Raw genomic sequence first — 18255 nt, forward strand, 5'->3', positions numbered from 1 at the left:
TGTTCGGGCTCTTCCCGGGGAGTTCACTGGACCCATGACCCCGGACACCACACGGCACCGGCGCGCGTTCGTCGCGCCGCTCGTCTCCACCCTGCTCACGCTGCCGATGGCGGCCGTCGCGTTCTTCTTCGTCGGGCTGTCCCCGATGGCCTGCGACTCGTGCGACGGCGCCGCGAGCGACCGGTTCGACGCCTCCTACGAGGTGGCCTTCCCCGTCTTCGGGACCGGCCTGCTGGCGGTCCTGGTCCTGCTGGTCGCCGCGTGGGGCCTGCCCTGGCAGCGGCGCCACGCCGCCGCCAGGGTCTGGCTCGCCGTCATCGCCCCGGCGGCGGTCGTCCTCGACGTACTCGTCTTCCACAGCCTCGTCGACTGGCCGTAGAGCAGGTCAGGCGTTGCGCAGCCAGCCCGCGACCTCGGTCGCCCAGTAGGTGAGGATCGTGTCGGCGCCCGCGCGCTTGATGCCCAGCAGGGTCTCCAGGATGGCCCGGTCCCGCTCGATCCAGCCCTTCTCCGCCGCCGCCTCGATCATCGCGAACTCGCCGCTGATCTGGTACGCCGCCACTGGTACGTCCACGGCCTGCGCGACCCGGTACAGGATGTCGAGGTAGGGACCGGCCGGCTTGACCATCACCATGTCGGCGCCCTCCTCCAGGTCGAGGGCCAGCTCCCGCAGGGACTCCCGGGCGTTCGCCGGGTCCTGCTGGTACGTCTTGCGGTCGCCCTGGAGCGAAGAGGCGACGGCCTCCCGGAAGGGCCCGTAGAAGGCGGACGAGTACTTGGCGGTGTACGCCAAGATGGACACGTCCTCGTGCCCGGTCTCGTCCAGCGCGTCACGGATGACGCCGACCTGGCCGTCCATCATCCCGCTGGGCCCGACGACGTGGACGCCCGCGTCGGCCTGGACCTGGGCCATCTCCGCGTACCGCTCCAGCGTGGCGTCGTTGTCCACGCGCCCGTGCTCGTCCAGCACGCCGCAGTGCCCGTGATCGGTGAACTCGTCGAGACACAGGTCCGACATGATCACCAGATCGTCCCCGACCTCGGCCCTCACGTCGCGGATCGCGACCTGGAGGATCCCGTCCGGCTCCGTGCCCGCCGTCCCCCGCGCGTCCTTGTTCTCGTCGGCCGGAACACCGAACAGCATGATCCCGGCGACCCCCGCCTCGACCGCCTCCACGGCGGCCTTGCGCAGCGTGTCCCGGGTGTGCTGGACGACGCCCGGCATCGCGGAGATCGCCAGGGGCTCGCTGATGCCCTCCCGCACGAAGGCCGGGAGGATCAGGTCCGAGGGGTGCAGCCGGTTCTCCGCGACCATCCGCCGCATCGCCGGGGTGGTCCGCAGCCGCCGGGGCCGCGAGCCGGGGAAGGATCCGTACGCGCTCATTCGTCAGTCGCCTCTTCGAACATCGAGAACAGTCCCAACCAGCCTAGGCCCCCATCACCCACGTCCAGCCGATACCGCCCGAAGCCACGAGGGGCCGGGGCGTCCAGGCCCCCGAAGCCCCCCGGGGCCGGGCGTGTGCCGGGGTGTCCCCGCAGGGCGCCGAACCCCCCCCCGCCCCCCCGCCCGCCCCCCCCCACCGGGCGGCGCCCCCGGCGACACCCCGGCGCGACCCCCGGCCCCGCCCACCCCCGCCGGCCCCCCCCCCCCCACCCTGGGGGCCCCGGCCCCCCCCCCCCGGCGCGCGCCCGGCCCCACCACACCCGCCCGGCCCGGCCGGGCCACCACACCGCCCCCGCCCCCGCCCCCGCCCCCGCCCCCGCCCCCGCCCCCGGAACGAAGCGCGGGGCCCGGCGCACCCGCACCGAACCCCGCCCTAAGCACCACTCAGCCCGTACGGCCCAACCCATCGCTAGGTGGTACGACGCCGCCGCGCCCCCGGCCGCCGCTCGCTCGGCCGGAACACCGTCTCGCCGGCCTCCTTCGCCGCCTCGCGGCGCGCCGCACCGTACTCCGCCAGCGCCTCCGCCAGCTTCGACACCGACGGCTCCGGCGACAGCACGTCCACCCGCAGCCCGTGCTCCTCCGCCGTCTTGGCCGTCGCCGGCCCGATACAGGCGATGACGGTCACGTTGTGCGGCTTGCCGGCGATGCCGACCAGGTTCCGCACGGTCGAGGACGACGTGAACAGCACGGCGTCGAACCCGCCGCCCTTGATCGCCTCGCGCGTGTCCGCCGGCGGCGGCGACGCCCGCACGGTCCGGTAGGCCGTGACGTCGTCGACCTCCCACCCGAGCTCGATCAGCCCGGCGACCAGCGTCTCGGTCGCGATGTCGGCGCGCGGCAGGAACACGCGGTCGATCGGGTCGAAGACCGGGTCGTACGGCGGCCAGTCCTCCAGCAGTCCGGCCGCGGACTGCTCCCCGCTCGGCACCAGGTCCGGCTTCACGCCGAACTCCACGAGCGCGGCCGCGGTCTGCTCGCCCACCGCGGCGACCTTGATCCCCGCGAAGGCACGCGCGTCGAGCCCGTACTCCTCGAACTTCTCACGGACGGCCTTCACCGCGTTCACGCTGGTGAAGGCGATCCACTCGTAGCGGCCCGTCACCAGGCCCTTCACCGCCCGCTCCATCTGCTGCGGGGTGCGCGGCGGCTCCACGGCGATCGTCGGCACCTCGTGCGGCACCGCGCCGTAGGAACGCAGCTGGTCGGAGAGCGAGGCGGCCTGCTCCTTGGTACGCGGGACGAGCACCCGCCACCCGAACAGCGGCTTCGACTCGAACCAGGACAGGTCCTCGCGCCGCGCGGCGGCGCTGTGCTCACCGACCACGGCTATGACCGGCCGGGCGCCCTCGGGCGAGGGGAGCACCTTGCCCTGCTTGAACACCTGGGCGATGGTGCCCAGCGTCGCGGACCAGGTCCGCTGGCGCGTGGTGGTGCCGGCGACCGTCACCGTCAGCGGGGTGTCGGGCTTGCGCCCGGCGCCCACCAGCTCGGCCGCGGCGGCCGAGACCGTCTCCAGCGTGGCGGAGACCACGAGGATCCCGTCGCTCGCGCCCACCTCGCTCCAGCAGCGCGCCGAGGCGGTCTTCGCGTCGACGAACCGCACGTCCGCGCCCTGCTTGTCGCGCAGCGGGACACCGGCGTACGCGGGTACACCCACCGCGGTGGCGACACCCGGCACCACCTCGAAGGGGATGCCGGCGGAGGCGCACACGAGCATCTCCTCGGCGGCGTTGCCGTCGAGCCCGGGGTCGCCCGTGACGGCACGCACGACCCGCCTGCCGGAGCGTGCGGCCTCCATGACAAGATTGGCCGCGTCCCGGATCACCGGGACCCCGGCGGCTGCTGACGCTTCGTCAGCGACCGTCAGCTGCGGCGTGTCTACTCCCGCGCGCGCATGCGTCCGTACGACTTCGAGCACCTCGGGCTCCGCGATCAGTACGTCCGCGGCGGCGAGCGCCTCGACGGCGCGCAGCGTCAGCAGACCCGGGTCGCCCGGGCCGGCACCGAGGAAGGTGACGCGTCCGTGGGTGGCGACCGCCGGAAAAGCGGAGGTGGTCGGACTTGAGGGGTTCAAAGCGATCGCTCCCCCATCAGACCGGCCGCGCCCTTGGCCAGCATCTCGTCCGCGAGTTCGCGGCCGAGCGCCATGGCCTCGTCGTACGACTGGGGCACGGGACCGGTGGTGGACAGCTGCACGAGCGTGGTGCCGTCGAGGGTTCCGACGACGCCGCGCAGGCGCATTTCATTGACAGTCTGTCCGTCGTCCAAAAGATCGGCGAACGCCCCTACGGGTGCGCTGCAGCCGGCCTCCAAGGCGGCGAGCAGGGAACGCTCGGCGGTCACGGCGGCCCGGGTGTCGGGGTCGTCGAGTGCGCCGAGCGCGGCGATGAGGTCCGTATCGGACGCGAGGCACTCCACGGCGAGAGCACCCTGGCCGGGAGCCGGCAGCACGCTGTCGACGGACAGCAGGTCCGTCGCCTCGTCACCACGGCCGATCCGGTTGAGCCCGGCGGCCGCCAGCACGACGGCGTCGAGCTCGCCGTCGCGTACGTAACCGATCCGGGTGTCGACGTTGCCGCGGATCGGCACCGTCTCGATCCGCTTGCCCAGGGACAGCGCCAGGTGGTTGAGCTGGGCCGTCCGGCGGGGCGAACCGGTACCGATCCGGGACCCGTCGGGCAGCTGCTCGAAGGTCAGGCCGTCCCGCGCGACGAGCGCGTCCCGGGGGTCCTCGCGCAGCGGCATGGCCGCGATCACGAGGTCGTCGGGCTGGGCCGTCGGCAGGTCCTTGAGCGAGTGCACGGCGAAGTCGACCTCGCCGCGCAGCAGCGCTTCGCGCAGGGCCGTGACGAACACGCCCGTCCCGCCGATCTGCGCCAGGTGCTCGCGCGAGACGTCGCCGAAGGTCGTGATCTCCACGAGCTCGACGGGTCGGCCGGTGACCGCCCGTACCGCGTCGGCGACGTGGCCCGACTGGGACATGGCCAGCTTGCTCCGCCGCGTACCGAGCCGCAGCGGCTGGTCGGGACGTGTGTTCATGATGCCCGTCCTGGGTCGTCGTCGTTCATCGGATCGGCCGCGTCCGCCCGGCTGACGGAAGCAACCGTCTGAGGGTCGAGGTCGAAGAGTTCGCGCAGCGCGTCCGCGTACCCGGCGCCGCCGGGCTCGCTCGCGAGCTGCTTCACGCGCACGGTCGGCGCGTGGAGGAGTTTGTCGACGACGCGGCGCACGGTCTGGGTAACCTCGGCCCGCTGCCGCTCGTCGAGGTCGGGGACCCGGCCGTCGAGCCGCGCCACCTCCATGGCCACGACCTCGGCCGCCATGGCCCGCAGGGCGACGACGGTGGGCGTGATGTGCGCGGCCCGCTGGGCCGCGCCGAAGGCGGCCACTTCCTCGGCGACGATGCCGCGCACGGCGTCGACGTCGGCGGCCATCGGCGCGTCGGCGGACGCCTCGGCCAGGCTCTCGATGTCCACCAGCCGCACGCCGGGGATCCGGTGCACGGCGGCGTCGATGTCGCGGGGCATGGCCAGGTCGAGCAGGGCCAGCCGTACGGCGGACCCGTCGGCCTGCGTACGGGTGCTGCGCCGGGGCTGCCGCTGAGCGGCGGCCTCGCCCTGATCGGCCCAGGTTCCGTGCAGTTCGAGGGAGTTGGCGTCCACCCCGGTCAGCGCGGCCCGCCCGTCGGGCCCGACGGGGCACCCGTCGGCCTCGACCGGAGCGGCGATGGTCCGCGCGGCCCCGGCGTCGGCCAGCCGCCCCCCGTCCCGCGCGGCGGCGACGAGCCGCGCCACGACGGCGGCGTCGAGCCCGACGACGGCGGCGGAATCCAGCCCGGGCACATCCAGCCCCGCCGGCGTTTGAGGCGCGGGGTCTGGGGCGGAGCCCCAGGACACGGCGCCCAGCACGTCATCGGCGCTCAGCACCAGCCCGGTCGCACCCGTGCACGACACGACCACGTCGACACGCGCCAGCTCATCCGCCACCGAAGCCATCGCCACCGCGGAAGCCTTCACCCCGGTGCCCGAGGCAACCAGAATCTCGGCGAGCCGCTCCGCCCGGTCGGCGGTCCGGTTGGCCACCACGATCTCGGCGACACCGACCCGCGCCAGCGTCGCCGCGGCCAGCGAGGACATCGACCCGGCGCCGATGACCAGCGCCCTCTTGCCGGCCGCCCACTCCCCCACCGGGAGGTGCACGGCGAGCTGCTCCAGCCCGAAGGTCACCAGCGACTGGCCCGCCCGGTCGATCCCGGTCTCCGAGTGCGCCCGCTTGCCGACCCGCAGCGCCTGCTGGAACAGGTCGTTGATCAGCCGGCCGGCGGTGTGCAGCTCCTGCCCCAGCGCCAGCGCGTCCTTGATCTGGCCGAGGATCTGCCCCTCGCCCACGACCATCGAGTCCAGCCCGCACGCCACCGAGAACAGGTGGTGCACCGCCCGGTCCTCGTAGTGCACGTACAGGTACGGAGTGAGCTCTTCCAGAGCCACCCCGCTGTGCTGCGCCAGCAGCGTGGACAGCTCGGCCACACCGGCGTGGAACTTGTCCACGTCGGCGTACAGCTCGATCCGGTTGCACGTGGCGAGCACCGCCGCCTCCGTCGCCGGCTCGGCGGCGAGGGTGTCGTGCAGCAGCTTGACCTTGGCATCGGCGGACAGCGAGGCGCGCTCCAGCACGCTCACGGGTGCACTGCGATGGCTCAGCCCTACGACGAGCAGACTCATGCCGGCATCACCGCCGGGACGTCGCCCTCGGGTCCGCCCTTGCGCGCCTCGGCGGCGCCCCGGCCGGCCGGCGGCACCACGGCCGCGGCGGGTGCGGCGCCGCCCACGGAGGAGCCGCCGACGGCAGCGGCGGCGGCCGCTTCCTCGCCGGCCTTGCGCTGCTCGTGGAACGCGAGGATCTGGAGCTCGATCGACAGGTCGACCTTGCGCACGTCGACGCCGTCCGGCACGGACAGCACCGTCGGCGCGAAGTTCAGGATGGAGGTGACACCCGCCGCGATCAGCCGCTCGCTGACCTGCTGCGCCGCACCGGCCGGCGTCGCGATGACACCGATCGAGACACCGTTCTCCTCGATGATCTTCTCCAGGTCATCGGTGTGCTGCACCGGGATCCCGGCGACCGGCTTGCCCGCCATCGCGGGGTCGGCGTCGATCAGCGCGGCCACGCGGAAGCCACGCGACGCGAAGCCGCCGTAATTGGCGAGCGCCGCGCCGAGGTTGCCGATGCCGACGATGACGACCGGCCAGTCCTGGGTCAGGCCGAGCTCACGGGAGATCTGGTAGACGAGGTACTCGACGTCGTAGCCGACGCCGCGGGTGCCGTAGGAACCCAGGTACGAGAAGTCCTTGCGCAGCTTCGCGGAGTTCACTCCGGCGGCGGCCGCGAGCTCCTCGGAGGACACCGTGGGCACCGATCGCTCGGAGAGCGCGGTGAGGGCACGCAAGTACAGCGGAAGCCGGGCGACAGTGGCCTCGGGAATACCTCGGCTGCGGGTCGCCGGTCGGTGAGTTCGGCCAGTTGCCACGATGCTCCTGCGGGATGAGCGGGGCTGCAGGCGGCCTCGTGTCGCAGGACCGCCCCGTCGACAGCAGGCTATGCCTTTGTGAACGCGTGCACAAAGATTGTGTCCGTTTTGTCCGCGCAAAGTGACCGGGGTCACGCAACCTCGCCACGCAAACCGGGAACCGGCGGGACGCCGAACCCGTTCAAATCCCAAAGGGGGCAAACCCGTACACACTCCTCACAGATACGCCCCCAGACCCCACAAATCACCCATGACGGCAACCGCCAGGACGGTCACCCCACCAGCGCGCGCCGCAGCCGCTCCGGGTTCACCCGCCAGAAGGTGTGCTGTTCGCCATCCACCAGCACCACCGGGATCTGCTCCCAGTGCAGCCGGTAGAGCTCCTCGTCCTGGGAGATGTCCTTCTTCTCCCACTGGGCACCCGTCTCGGCGCAGATCCGGGCCACGACCTCCTCGGCCTCGTCGCACAGGTGGCACCCGGGCTTGCCGATGAGGGTCACCATCCGGTCGCCGGGACGCTTCTTTTCCTTACGGCGCAGCAAAGGGCTCATGGCTCCATTCTCCCGAAGTGTTAACGCCTCCGTTTCCCGGCGGTTCGGGAACTCCCGAACACAGTGGCTATGCTCGCGTCATGCCCCGCCCGTCGCCCGACCCCCGCCCCGGTAGGAGTCCCTCCGGGGCGCGCGCCGCATGGGGATGGCTCACGCCCCGTAGGCGCTCCGCCACCGCGCGCAGCGTGCTGGCGGGCGAGGCCTCCGCGGAGGCCGCCCGCAAGACCGCTCTCACCGGCACCCCACCGCTCTCGCAGCCCGAGGCGGAAGCCGCGGCCGAGGCCGCGCGGCCCGCGCAAGCGGCACCCGCCGAGCCCGAGTTCCCGGTGGCGGGCGACGACCTCGCCGCCGCCTTCTTCGACCTCGACAACACCGTGATGCAGGGCGCCGCGATCTTCCACTTCGGCCGCGGCCTCTACAAGCGCGAGTTCTTCCAGCGCCGCGAGCTCGCCCGGTTCGCCTGGCAGCAGGCGTGGTTCCGGCTCGCCGGGGTCGAGGACCCCGAGCACATGCAGGACGCCCGCGACAGCGCCCTGTCCATCGTCAAGGGCCACAAGGTCAGCGAACTGATGGCCATCGGCGAGGAGATCTACGACGAGTACATGGCCGAGCGGATCTGGCCCGGCACCCGCGCCCTGGCCCAGGCCCACCTCGACGCCGGCCAGAAGGTGTGGCTGGTCACCGCCGCCCCCGTCGAGACGGCCACGATCATCGCCCGCCGACTGGGCCTGACCGGGGCCCTGGGCACCGTCGCCGAGTCCGTCGACGGGATCTACACCGGCCGCCTGGTCGGCGAGCCGCTGCACGGGCCCGCCAAGGCCGAGGCGGTCCGCGCGCTGGCCGCCGCCGAGGGCCTGGACCTCGCGCGCTGCGCCGCGTACAGCGATTCGCACAACGACATCCCGATGCTGTCGCTGGTCGGACATCCGTACGCGATCAATCCCGACACAAAACTGCGCAAGCATGCCCGGAGCAACGACTGGCGGCTGCGCGACTATCGGACCGGTCGAAAGGCCGTGAAGGTCGGCGTTCCGGCGGCCGCCGGGGTCGGCGCGATCGCGGGCGGCGCGGCCGCCGCCATCGCCCTGCACCGCCGCCGCAAGTAACAACGCCAGGCCCGGGGCCCTTCTCCCCCCGGCCCCACGGCTATTCGCTCACCTCTACCCGCGCCCGGGGCGCGGCACTCCGCCCTGCCCGACTCGGTCGTGAGCCCTCTTCGAAGCGTCCATTCCGCGCATCCAAGTGATCAAGAATCGATCACCAACAGCGACCGAATATGCCCTCGACACGCAACAGAAGTGTCGGAACCGGTGATTTGAGCAACTGGGTGTAGCGCTGCCTGTACGAAGCGTTATTCTCCTCAAACGCATGCCTCCGGTCATCTGTCGCCACGACGGGTGAACGGTCCCGCACTGCACGTGATGGAAGCTCTGCCTCTGGGAGTCCCGTGTACCCACCTGTCGGGGTTGACGCCTCGGGCCTGGCTACGCTGCGCGCAACGGTCCTCGACCACCTGCGTGGCTTCGTCCCCACCGCGTACGCCGTCCCCGCCTTCGCCGCCGCGGTACCTGCCGGCCTCGGCCCGGCCGGCCCTTGCTATGCCCTGACCGACGGCGGAGCGACCGTGGGCAGACGAGGCCGCACGTCCGGGGGCTCGACCGGCGCCGCCGGCACGAGCACCCAGGCCACGCCCACCCCACGCCGCCCCACGGCGGACAGCGACCAGGCCCGCATGATGGACCTGGTCGAGCGCGCCCAGGCGGGCGAGGCCGAGGCCTTCGGCCGCCTGTACGACCAGTACAGCGACACGGTCTACCGCTACATCTACTACCGCGTCGGCGGCAAGGCGACCGCGGAGGATCTCACCAGCGAGACCTTCCTGCGCGCCCTGCGCCGCATCTCCACCTTCACCTGGCAGGGCCGTGACTTCGGCGCCTGGCTCGTGACGATCGCCCGCAACCTGGTGGCGGACCACTTCAAGTCCAGCCGCTTCCGGCTGGAGGTCACCACCGGCGAGATGCTCGACGCGAACGAGGTCGAGCGCAGCCCCGAGGACTCCGTCCTGGAGTCCCTCTCCAACGCGGCCCTGCTGGAGGCCGTACGGAAACTCAATCCGCAGCAGCAGGAGTGCGTGACCCTGCGCTTCCTGCAGGGCCTCTCGGTCGCCGAGACGGCCCGGGTGATGGGGAAGAACGAGGGCGCCATCAAGACGCTCCAGTACCGGGCGGTCCGCACGCTGGCCCGCCTCCTCCCCGACGACGCCCGCTGACCGCCCCCGGACACGACACCACCCCTTACATGCGGTGACCCCCCGATGACGCTGTGGTCCGATCATCCTTCGTCCGTAACCCAAGTGCCGCGACGCTCGTTGTGCGGAATGCAGGCTCCCTTTGGACACGCCCCACCCGAAGCCGCTCACCCGAAAGGGTGGATGCGCTCAAGGAAGGCAACCTTCCGGACACCTTGGGGAGTCGATCGTCATGACGAGAGGAGGTGCCGCCAGTGATCGCGAACGTGACCCCGCACCGGCGGGCGAACGCCTTCGCCCAGGCCCTGGAGGATCGGACCCCGTCCGACCTTCCAGAACCGGACCCGGCGGCCGAGCAGTCCGAGGCACCTGCCGAACCTGCCGACCACGACCGGTTGTTGGCCCTGGCGAGCGTGCTCGGCGAAAGAATGCCGCGCCCAGCCCTGGACCCCGAGGTCAAAGTGGTGCAGCGAGCCCAGCTCGTTGCCGCCATGGAGGCCATGGTGCTGGAGGAGAGGGCGGGGGGCGGTGCCGCCTCGGACCCTCTGGTGCCCGAGCAGCGGACCGGCCGCGGCGCCCACCGGGCGACCCCGCTCCGGAAATTGCGGCCCCGCTCCCGCTGGTCCAAGGGCATCGCAGCGGGCGGCCTCACCGTGGGTGTGGCCGCGGGGGCCTTCAGCGGAGTGGCCGCTGCCAGTTCCGACGCCCTTCCCGGTGACCACCTCTACCCCGTGAAACGGGGCATGGAGGACCTGAAGCTGGGCATGGCCGACGAGGATTCGGACCGGGGCGAGCTCTATCTCGACCAGGCCTCGAACCGCCTGTCCGAGGCCCGCAGGCTGATGGAGCGCGGCCGGACGGGCGTCCTGGACCACGAGTCCCTGGGCGAGATCCGCCGCGCCCTGGCGGCCGTGAAGCACGACGCGCAGGAGGGCCACCGGCTCCTCCAGGCCGCGTACGAGCGGGACGGCTCGCTCAGCCCGATCCAGAAGCTGTCGTCGTTCTCCCGCTCCCACCGCGACGCCTGGGGCAAGCTCCGCGAGAAGCTCCCGGCGCAGCTCACCGACGTGGGCGGGCAGGTGGAGTCGGTCTTCCAGGCCATAGACGAAGACGTGGCGCCGCTGCAGAGCCTGCTCCCGAAGCCTCCGGAGCAGCCCCGCGGCCCCGGCTCGTCCGGGTCCTCCGCCAAGCCGGGCACGCCCAGCGGCAAGCAGCAGTCCGGCCCCGCGGCGGGCGCCCCCTCCGGCAGCCCGGCACCGGCGCCCTCGGGCAGCACCCCGCCCCCGGCCGGCGGCCTCCTGGGCGGTACGGGCGACCTGCTCAACCCGCCTGCGGGCCAGTCCGCCCCGCCCTCCCCGGGCACCCCGGACGCCCCACAGCCGGACATCACCCTCCCGCCGCTGCTCCCAGGCCTCCTCCCGGGCCTGGGCCTGAACGCGGAGGACGCAGGGCAGTAGGGATACAGGGCAGGAGCACCGAGGGGGGCCGCGCACGGCGCGGCCCCCCTCGGCGGTTCCGGGCGCGGACTCAGCACCCGTACCTCCACGGTCAGAACACGGTCAGAAGAAGACCGACCGCCGCTGCACCAGCAGCTTGTACAGCGTGTGCTGGATCTGCTCCCGCACCTGATCCGTCAGGTTGAACATCAGCATCGGGTCCTCGGCCGCCTCCGCCGCATACCCGTCCGTCGGGATCGGTTCACCGAACTGGATCGTCCACTTCGTCGGCAGCGGCAGCGCCCCCAGAGGCCCCAGCCACGGAAACGTCGGCGTCAGCGGGAAGTACGGGATCCCCAGCAGCCGCGCGAGCGTCTTCGCGTTGCCGACCATCGGGTATATCTCCTCCGCGCCCACGATGGAGCACGGCACGATGGGCACGCCCGCCCGCAGCGCCGTCGAGACGAAGCCGCCCCGCCCGAACCGCTGGAGCTTGTACCGCTCCCCGAAGGGCTTGCCCAGCCCCTTGAAGCCCTCCGGCATGACGCCGACCAACTCGCCGGACTCCAGTAGCCGCTGCGCGTCCTCCGCGCAGGCCAGCGTGTGGCCCGCCTTGCGCGCCAGCTCGTTCACCACCGGCAGCATGAACACCAGGTCCGCCGCCAGCAGCCGCAGGTGCCGCTGCGCCGGGTGGTGGTCGTGGACGGCGACCTGCATCATCAGCCCGTCCAGGGGCAGCGTCCCCGAGTGGTTGGCGACGATCAGCGCGCCGCCCTCCTTGGGGACGTTCTCGATGCCCCTGACCTCGACCCGGAAGTACTTGTCGAACAGCGGCCGCATCAGGGACATGAGGACCTGGTCCGTCAGTTCCTTGTCGTAGCCGAACTCGTCGACCTCGTACTCCCCGGTGACCCGGCGCCGCAGGAACGCCAGCCCGCCGGCGATCCGCTTGTCCCACCCGTCGCCGCCCCGGGCCGGGGCCGGAGCGGCCGGCTCCAGCGCCGCCTCCACCGGACCGGGCTCGGGCGCCTGCGCGGGCACCGCCCGCACCCGCCGTCCCGCCGCCCGCCGGCGCGGCCGGTCCTCGTCGAACGGAATGACCTTGGCGTCCGCCACTATCGCCTCGCTCCTTCAGCCTCGTCGCCGTCGCTACCGGGTCCGTCCGCACGGCGCCCGTCGGCATCGAGCATGGCGGCCACCCGGTCAACAGCCTGCCCGACCCGCTCAGGTGGAAGCAGACCGCTCCCCCGGCTGCGCGCGAAGTCCGCGAACGTCTCGACGGTCGTGTACATCGGCGCGAAGCCGAGGACCTCGCGCATCTGCGTCGTCTCCACGACCCTGCCGTGCGTGAGGAGCCTTATCTGCTCCGGCGAGAAGTCCGTGGCCCCCACCGCCCGCAGCGCCTGCCCGACCCACGTCACCGCGGGCAGCAGCAGCGGCAGCGTCGGCCGGCCCAGCCGCCGCGCGCACTGCGACAGCAGCAGCACGCCGTCACCGGCGATGTTGAAGGTCCCGCTGTTCAGCGTCCCCGGCTCCGGCGCCCGCGCCGCGAGCCGCAGCACGTCGAGCACGTCGTCCTCGTGGACGAACTGGAGCCGCGGGTCGTAGCCCAGCACCGTCGGCATCACGGGCATCGAGAAGTACTCGGCGAGCGCCGAGTCCGCGAAGGGCCCCAGGATGTTCGCGAAGCGCAGCACGCACACCGCGACGTCGGGCCGCCGGCGCGCGAAGCCCCGTACGTACCCCTCGACCTCGGTGGCGTCCTTGGCGAAGCCGCCCGCCGGCAGCGATTTGGGCTGCGTGGTCTCGGTGAAGACGGCCGGGTCCCGGGAAGTGCCCCCGTACACGCTCGTACTGGACTTCACCACGAGCCGTCGCACCGTCGGCGATTTCTGGCACGCCCCGAGGAGCTGCATCGTCCCGATGACGTTCGTTTCCTTGACGACGCTGTGACCGCCGCCCACTCCCGCACCGCCCCCGGTGACCGCCAGATGGACCACCGTGTCCACGGCGTGCTCGGCGAGCACGCGGGCGATGGCCGACTGCCTGATGTCCGTACGGACGAACTCCGCGGACCCGAGCCGGTGCGGCGGCGTCACCGCGTCCACCGCGATCACCCGCTCGACCTCCGGGTCGCGCTGGATCCGGCGCACGAAGCGGCCGCCCAGCTGCCGGGCTGCCCCGGTGACGAGTACGACCTTGCCCACGAGCTCAGCGCCTTCCTCGAAGAAGTCCCCCGGCTGCACCGCAGCCCCCCCACCAGCATGGTGGAGGGGCTGCGGAGAACACGTACAGCTGCCGTTTACTTCTTGTTACGGCGCTGGACGCGGGTGCGCTTGAGCAGCTTGCGGTGCTTCTTCTTGGCCATCCGCTTGCGCCGCTTCTTGATAACAGAGCCCACGACTACCCTCGCTCACTTCTTCTTCACTGGTGCGGGGCGTCTGGGCCCACACGACCTACGTCGGCCTAGCCTACCCGCCCGAGCTCTGAGGCCGTAATCCGAGTGCCTCCTCGGAGTTACGAGGGCATCCGCAGCTGTCAGTCTCAGGCCGACTCCACCCCCACATAGGACTCTCGGAGGTACTCGTGAACCGCGTTCTCGGGGACCCGGAAGGACCGGCCCACCCGGATTGCGGGCAGATGACCGTTGTGCACCAGGCGGTACACGGTCATCTTCGACACTCGCATCACCGAGGCAACCTCCGCCACGGTCAGGAACTGAACCTCACTGAGAGGCCTCTCGCCAGCAGCCATGACACACCTTGACCTTCCGCGCATGACGGGCACCGGCTTCCCCTCCGGTTACTCCTCGTCGTCGCACGCTCACTCCCCAGAGTAGGGGCGCGTGATACGAGTGGGGAAGAGGAGCTACGGCCACTCCTGCCGACCCGTCAGACTCGCCCGGCCGAGCACGTACCGGGCGAGGGGCCGGTAGTAGTCCGCGCGCACCGCGTCATCAAGCGGAACAGCCACCGAGACCTGCCCCTCGGCCTCGCCCACGAAGAGCGCGGGATCGTCCGTGTCCGCCAGCCCGATCGCCTCCACACCGAGCTGACCTGCACCGCAGACCCACCCGTGGTCCCCCACCACCAGTTCCGGCAGCGGCTCTCCGGCCTCCGCGAGCGCACCCAGCGCGATCCGAACCGGCAGCGGCGAATGGGTGTGCACGCCGGTGGCACTCCCCGGCGGCCGCACGCCGGGTTCCCGCACCAGTGCGACCCCCCGTACGTACGCGATGCGATGCGTGCGTACGCCGAACCGGGTCGCCATGTCGACACGCGCACCCTGCGCCGGGGTGAGGACAACACATCCCGCCGCCGACATCGCCGCGGCCAAACCGGCGTAGAAGTCCAGGAGCCGATGCGGGTGCCCGGTCCCGAACAGCACCGGTAAGCGCGCCCGCGCCACCTCGCGCAGCCGCCCCGCGAAGGCCTCCAGCGCCGCCACCGTCCGCTCGGGATCGATCACGTCCGGCCCGCTGACGTGCGCGGGGTCCGCCGAGACCCCGCACTTCTGCGCCATCAGCCTCAGCAGATCACCCTCGCCCCAGCACCACTCCGGATCCAGCCCCAGCATCACCCGGGGATCGCGCGCCGCGAACAACCGGTAACTGCGCAGGCTCTCCTCCCGGGAGGTGGCGACGGGCCCGGCCAACCGGGCGGCCAGCAGATGCGCACGCAGCGCGCCGGTGCTCAACACCCTCCGATGCTGCCGCAACCCACCTGCCGGGGCAGCGATTCCACCGAACAGCCCCACACTTGGCGTAACGATGCTTCAGCGGTGACCTGCGCCGCTTCAGGTCAGCATGCCGCGCAGCGGGAACACCGCCCGCCGGGTGGCCAGTACGGCCTGATCCGTACGGTCGGCCGGGTCGTAACCCGCCTCCCACTCCCGCCACGACGGCGTCCGCCCGTCCGTCATCCGCGCCGGGGCCGGCTGACGCGTCCGCGCGTACACCTCGTCGCGCCACTCGGCGGGGACCGGCGCCAGCGGATCCACCGGCCGGTGCGCCGCGATCCCCACCAGGTGCGTCCACGACCGCGGTACGACGTCCACCACCGCGTACCCGCCGCCGCCCAGGGCGAGCCACCGCCCGTCCGCGTAGGTGTGCGCCAGCTCGTGACAGGCCTCCTGGACGGCCCGCTGGGCGTCCAGGGAGACCGCCAGGTGCGCCAGCGGGTCCTCGAAATGCGTATCGGCCCCGTGCTGCGTCACCAGCACCTGCGGCCGGAAGTCCGCCAACAGCTCCGGCACCACCGCGTGGAAGGCCCGCAGCCACCCCTCGTCCCCGGTCCCGGCGGGCAGCGCCACGTTCACCGCGGACCCCTCGGCCGCCGGACCACCGGTCTCCTGCGGCCAGCCCGTCTGCGGGAACAGCGTCCGCGGATGCTCGTGCACCGAGACCGTCAGCACTCGGGGATCGTCCCAGAACGCCGCCTGCACCCCGTCGCCGTGGTGGACGTCCACGTCCACGTACGCCACCCGCTCGGCCCCCAGCTCCAACAGCCGCGCCACGGCCAGCGCCGCGTCGTTGTAGACGCAGAAACCGGCCGCCCCGCCCGGCATGGCGTGGTGCAGCCCGCCGGCGAAGTTCACGGCGTGCTCCGCCTCGCCGCGCCAGACGGCCTCGGCCCCCGCCACGGACTGCCCGGCGATCAGCGCGGACGCCTCGTGCATCCCGCGGAAGGCCGGATCGTCCACGGTCCCCAGCCCGTACGAGCCGTCGGCGAGCCCCGGATCGGCGGACACCTCGCGCACCGCGGCGACGTAGTCCTCCCGGTGGACGAGCCGCAGCGTCGAGTCCCCCGCTCCCCGGGCCGCCCGTACCTCCATCGCCCGGTCCAGCCCGAAGGCGCGCACCAGGCCCATGGTCAGCGCCAGGCGCACCGGGTCCATCGGATGGCTCGGTCCGAAGTCATACCTCGTTACCGCCTCGTCCCACATCAACAACCCGCGGCCGCTCATGCCCGACACCGTATCGGGCCGCCCGCGGTCCGAACGAGCGGGCATGGAACAGCGTGACCAGCACCAGGACCATCGGCACGAGCATCGCGCCGCGGTAGCTCCAGGCGTCCCCGATCCCGCCGACGAGCGGCGACCCGATCAGGAAGCCCACGTAGTTGAAGATGTTGAGCCGGGCGATCGCCGTGTCGCAGGCCCCGCCCGGAAAGACCCGCCCGGCGGCCGCGAAGGTCTGCGGCACGATCACGCACAACCCGATCCCCAGCAGGGTGAAGCCGAACATCCCCACCCACGCCCCCGGCGCGGCCGCCACCACGGCGAACCCGCCCGCCGCGACAACCGACCCGCCCCGCACCACGGCGACGGCGCCGAACCGGCGCACCCCGAGATCCCCGACGGCCCGCCCGATGAGGGTGGTCACCATGTAGACGTTGTACGGGACGGTCGCCAGCTGCTCCGAACTCCCCAGCACGTCCTGGAGGTACTTCGCACTCCAGTTCGCGACGGTCGAGTCCCCGATGTACGCGCACGCCATCACCAGACACAGCGGCAGCAGCAGCTTGAACCCGCCGGGCCCCAACCCCTTCCCCGCCACCGCATCGTGCCGCTCAGGCTGGTCGACGTACCGGCGACTGGCCAGCAGCACGAGGGGCGCCAGCACGGCCACGGCCGGCAGATAGGAGACGAACAGCCCCAGATGCCAGTGCGCCCCCGCCCAGGCGGCCGACGCCCCCACGATCCCCCCGAGGCTGTAGGCGGCGTGGAAGCCGAGCATGATGCTGCGCCCGTACGCACGCTGCAGACTGACCCCGAGCATGTTCATCGAGGCGTCCAGCGCCCCGACGGAAAGCCCGAACGCCCCCAGGGCCAGCCCCACCTGCCACATCCGGCTGCCGGCCCCCACCCCCAGCAACGACAGCAGCACCAGCGGCTGAGCCCACCTCAGCACCACACTGGGAGGCACCCGCTTGACGACGTGCTCGGTGGCCACGCTCGCCACGCCCGCGAGGATCGGCACGGCGGCGAGGAAGACGGGCAGCAGCGCATCGGATATCCCGTACCGGTCCTGGATGCCCGGGATACGGGTCACGAGGAGCGCGAAGGCCACACCCTGCGCGAAGAAGCTGAACCCCAGGGCGCCGCGCCCGCGCCGTAGCCGCACATCGTCCGTCATGGCGGCACAGCGTAGGGCCGCGGACTACCCGTGGGTAGAGAGATCACATACCCAGTCCGGCTTCCAGGCCCAGCATCGCGGTGAGCTGCTTCATGTCCCCGAAGTGCCCGGTGGCGCCGGGGAGCCGGCCGGCGGGCAGCACCGCGGTGAAGGCGTACACGTCGATGCCCGCGGCCGCGGCGGCCTCAATGCCCAGCGGGCTGTCGTCGACCGCCACACAGCGGGCGGGTTCGACCCCCATCTGCCGGGCCGCGTGCAGGTACAGATCGGGAGCCGGCTTGCCCTGACCCACGTCCTGCGCGCTGAAGATCCACTCCTCCTCGAACCACCCGTCGAGCCCGGCCACCCGGTGCCCGACGCGGATCCGCTCATGACTCGCCGAGGAGACCAGGCAGTACGCGATCCCACTGGCGGTCAGCGCCCCCAGTACCTCCTCCACCCCGGGGACGGGCCGCAGCTCCTGCTCGAACGCGGCGCAGGTCCGCGCGTCCAGCTGCGCCTCGAAGTCGTCGGGCAACCGCTCCCCGGTCCGCTCCAGGACGAGTTCGCGCACCCGGGGCGCCGCGGCCCCCAGGTAGTCACGGAGCGACTCCTCGGACGTCGTGGGGTGACCCAGCTCGGTCAGGTAGGCGGCGAGGATGCTGTTGGCGAGCGGCTCGCTGTCCACCAGCACGCCGTCGTTGTCGAAGATGACGAGGTCGTAGCCCATGACCCAACCCTACGAGCCGTCAGCTCGCCTCCCCGGCAGCCGCGTGCTGGTGATCGGCTGAACATGGGCGACCGCGCGCGGTCCCGATCGGCCAGACGGACGGCCTGGCCGGTAAACGCAGAAAAGCCCCGCACCGAACCCCCCGAAAAGGGGGCTGGTGCGGGGCTTCCGCAATGATTGTTCGGCGGCGTCCTACTCTCC

Annotated in this window: 18 protein-coding genes; 4 read left to right on the forward strand and 14 right to left on the reverse strand. The window is 72.2% G+C overall.

Annotated elements, in window-relative coordinates; all coding sequences use genetic code 11:
- Positions 1-34: 34 nt before the first annotated feature.
- Complete coding sequence (locus ACF059_RS28670; RefSeq protein WP_361948015.1) at positions 35-379, forward strand: hypothetical protein; 345 nt, start codon at positions 35-37, stop codon at positions 377-379.
- A gap of 6 nt (positions 380-385) precedes the next feature.
- Here the strand turns inward: ACF059_RS28670 and hemB are convergent, their stop codons facing one another.
- The 6 genes from hemB to ACF059_RS28700 form a co-directional block, all read right to left on the reverse strand.
- Complete coding sequence (hemB, locus tag ACF059_RS28675; protein ID WP_392062510.1) at positions 386-1384, reverse strand: porphobilinogen synthase; 999 nt, start codon at positions 1382-1384, stop codon at positions 386-388.
- Positions 1385-1853: 469 nt separating this feature from the next.
- Positions 1854-3521 (reverse strand): uroporphyrinogen-III synthase, encoded by a 1668-nt coding sequence (locus ACF059_RS28680; protein WP_392062513.1) that lies wholly within the window; start codon positions 3519-3521, stop codon positions 1854-1856.
- Complete coding sequence (gene hemC / locus ACF059_RS28685; RefSeq protein ID WP_392062516.1) at positions 3518-4486, reverse strand: hydroxymethylbilane synthase; 969 nt, start codon at positions 4484-4486, stop codon at positions 3518-3520. Before hemC ends, ACF059_RS28680 begins: the two co-directional genes overlap by 4 nt.
- A complete protein-coding gene (locus ACF059_RS28690) occupies positions 4483-6168 on the reverse strand; it encodes a glutamyl-tRNA reductase (protein WP_392062519.1) in 1686 nt (561 codons plus the stop codon). Before ACF059_RS28690 ends, hemC begins: the two co-directional genes overlap by 4 nt.
- Positions 6165-6974, reverse strand: a complete 810-nt coding sequence (locus ACF059_RS28695; protein WP_360901327.1) for a redox-sensing transcriptional repressor Rex — start codon at positions 6972-6974, stop codon at positions 6165-6167. Before ACF059_RS28695 ends, ACF059_RS28690 begins: the two co-directional genes overlap by 4 nt.
- A gap of 272 nt (positions 6975-7246) precedes the next feature.
- Entirely contained in the window at positions 7247-7525 is a 279-nt protein-coding gene (locus ACF059_RS28700; protein WP_366866007.1) for a glutaredoxin family protein, read from the reverse strand.
- 80 nt (positions 7526-7605) lie between these two features.
- Between ACF059_RS28700 and ACF059_RS28705 the strand changes: the two genes are divergently transcribed.
- The 3 genes from ACF059_RS28705 to ACF059_RS28715 all read left to right on the forward strand — a co-directional run bounded on the left by ACF059_RS28705 (position 7606) and on the right by ACF059_RS28715 (position 11230).
- Complete coding sequence (locus tag ACF059_RS28705) at positions 7606-8631, forward strand: HAD family hydrolase (RefSeq protein WP_392062523.1); 1026 nt, start codon at positions 7606-7608, stop codon at positions 8629-8631.
- 341 nt (positions 8632-8972) lie between these two features.
- Positions 8973-9794, forward strand: a complete 822-nt coding sequence (locus ACF059_RS28710; protein WP_361947983.1) for an ECF subfamily RNA polymerase sigma factor, BldN family — start codon at positions 8973-8975, stop codon at positions 9792-9794.
- A gap of 233 nt (positions 9795-10027) precedes the next feature.
- On the forward strand, positions 10028-11230 hold the full coding sequence (locus tag ACF059_RS28715) for a DUF5667 domain-containing protein (RefSeq protein ID WP_392062527.1): 1203 nt from the start codon (positions 10028-10030) through the stop codon (positions 11228-11230).
- A gap of 102 nt (positions 11231-11332) precedes the next feature.
- Here the strand turns inward: ACF059_RS28715 and ACF059_RS28720 are convergent, their stop codons facing one another.
- The 8 genes from ACF059_RS28720 to ACF059_RS28755 form a co-directional block, all read right to left on the reverse strand.
- A complete protein-coding gene (locus tag ACF059_RS28720) occupies positions 11333-12325 on the reverse strand; it encodes a lysophospholipid acyltransferase family protein (protein ID WP_392062530.1) in 993 nt (330 codons plus the stop codon).
- Positions 12325-13416 (reverse strand): NAD-dependent epimerase/dehydratase family protein, encoded by a 1092-nt coding sequence (locus tag ACF059_RS28725; protein ID WP_392062571.1) that lies wholly within the window; start codon positions 13414-13416, stop codon positions 12325-12327. Before ACF059_RS28725 ends, ACF059_RS28720 begins: the two co-directional genes overlap by 1 nt.
- Positions 13417-13511: 95 nt before the next feature.
- Entirely contained in the window at positions 13512-13610 is a 99-nt protein-coding gene (locus tag ACF059_RS28730) for a 30S ribosomal protein bS22 (protein WP_003948845.1), read from the reverse strand.
- Positions 13611-13753: 143 nt separating this feature from the next.
- Entirely contained in the window at positions 13754-13963 is a 210-nt protein-coding gene (locus ACF059_RS28735) for a helix-turn-helix domain-containing protein (protein ID WP_008738568.1), read from the reverse strand.
- Positions 13964-14077: 114 nt separating this feature from the next.
- Positions 14078-14908 (reverse strand): phosphatase, encoded by an 831-nt coding sequence (locus ACF059_RS28740; protein WP_392062533.1) that lies wholly within the window; start codon positions 14906-14908, stop codon positions 14078-14080.
- Positions 14909-15004: 96 nt separating this feature from the next.
- On the reverse strand, positions 15005-16174 hold the full coding sequence (locus tag ACF059_RS28745; RefSeq protein ID WP_392062536.1) for an acetoin utilization protein AcuC: 1170 nt from the start codon (positions 16172-16174) through the stop codon (positions 15005-15007).
- Positions 16125-17345, reverse strand: coding sequence for an MFS transporter (locus ACF059_RS28750; RefSeq protein WP_392062539.1), 1221 nt, complete (start codon positions 17343-17345; stop codon positions 16125-16127). The genes ACF059_RS28745 and ACF059_RS28750 overlap by 50 nt, the downstream gene beginning before the upstream one ends.
- Positions 17346-17388: 43 nt before the next feature.
- On the reverse strand, positions 17389-18054 hold the full coding sequence (locus ACF059_RS28755; protein ID WP_392062542.1) for an HAD family hydrolase: 666 nt from the start codon (positions 18052-18054) through the stop codon (positions 17389-17391).
- Positions 18055-18255: the final 201 nt, after the last annotated feature.

Source organism: Streptomyces sp. NPDC016562, from assembly GCF_043076955.1.
Classification (GTDB): Bacteria; Actinomycetota; Actinomycetes; order Streptomycetales; family Streptomycetaceae; genus Streptomyces.

Bases quoted from the DNA above. Each gene is read 5' to 3' on its own strand.
- ACF059_RS28670 (WP_361948015.1), top strand. From the start codon at position 35: ATGACCCCGGACACCACACGGCACCGGCGCGCGTTCGTCGCGCCGCTC.
- hemB (WP_392062510.1), bottom strand. From the start codon at position 1,384: ATGAGCGCGTACGGATCCTTCCCCGGCTCGCGGCCCCGGCGGCTGCGG.
- hemC (WP_392062516.1), bottom strand. From the start codon at position 4,486: ATGAACACACGTCCCGACCAGCCGCTGCGGCTCGGTACGCGGCGGAGC.
- ACF059_RS28690 (WP_392062519.1), bottom strand. From the start codon at position 6,168: ATGAGTCTGCTCGTCGTAGGGCTGAGCCATCGCAGTGCACCCGTGAGC.
- ACF059_RS28700 (WP_366866007.1), bottom strand. From the start codon at position 7,525: ATGAGCCCTTTGCTGCGCCGTAAGGAAAAGAAGCGTCCCGGCGACCGG.
- ACF059_RS28705 (WP_392062523.1), top strand. From the start codon at position 7,606: ATGCCCCGCCCGTCGCCCGACCCCCGCCCCGGTAGGAGTCCCTCCGGG.
- ACF059_RS28735 (WP_008738568.1), bottom strand. From the start codon at position 13,963: ATGGCTGCTGGCGAGAGGCCTCTCAGTGAGGTTCAGTTCCTGACCGTG.
- ACF059_RS28745 (WP_392062536.1), bottom strand. From the start codon at position 16,174: ATGAGCGGCCGCGGGTTGTTGATGTGGGACGAGGCGGTAACGAGGTAT.
- ACF059_RS28750 (WP_392062539.1), bottom strand. From the start codon at position 17,345: ATGACGGACGATGTGCGGCTACGGCGCGGGCGCGGCGCCCTGGGGTTC.
- ACF059_RS28755 (WP_392062542.1), bottom strand. From the start codon at position 18,054: ATGGGCTACGACCTCGTCATCTTCGACAACGACGGCGTGCTGGTGGAC.